The 537-nt window shown below is 70.6% G+C and carries 1 protein-coding gene; it reads right to left on the bottom strand.

The annotated features are described in order from the left end of the window. Positions 1-537, bottom strand: a 537-nt coding sequence (locus tag V2S85_RS27190; protein WP_330705888.1) for an amidohydrolase family protein, incomplete at both ends; no start/stop codon positions are given.

Raw genomic sequence — 537 nt, 5'->3', positions numbered from 1 at the left:
GTGGTCGGCGCGGCCCATGTGCGCGGGCAGGTAGCCGCCGCCGTGCGCCGCCACCACCTTCAGCCCCTGATGCCGGTCGAGCACCCCGCCGAAGATCAGGTGCGAAAGCGCGACCGCATGCTCCACCAGCTGGCCGACGTGGTTGGAGAGGTACGCGGGCGCCAGCCGCTCGTCGAGCGAGCAGCCCATCGGATGGATGAACACCAGCGCGCCGGTATCCTCGGCCGCCTGCCAGAACGGGTCGAGCTGGCGGTCGGACAAGTCCATGCCGCCGATCACCGAACTGATCTCCACGCCGCGAAAGCCCAGTTCCTTCACCGCATGGCGCAGCTGCGCCGCCGCCAGTTCGGGATGCTGCGGCGATACCGCGCCAAGCGCCATCAGCCGGTCGGGCGCGGCGGCGCACAAGACCGCCAGCGCCTCGTTCTGGATGCGCACGAGGTCGGCCGCCAGATCCTGCGGCGCCCAGTAGTGGTACTGGTTGGGCGACGGGCTGACGACCTGCACGTCGACGCCCATCGCGTCCATGTCGGCCAG

Origin of the sequence: Novosphingobium resinovorum (genome assembly GCF_036352595.1) — a bacterium.
Taxonomy (GTDB): domain Bacteria; phylum Pseudomonadota; class Alphaproteobacteria; order Sphingomonadales; family Sphingomonadaceae; genus Novosphingobium; species Novosphingobium resinovorum_B.
Note: the sequence above shows the minus strand (reverse complement) of the source record. Positions and strands in the feature narration are given on the sequence as shown.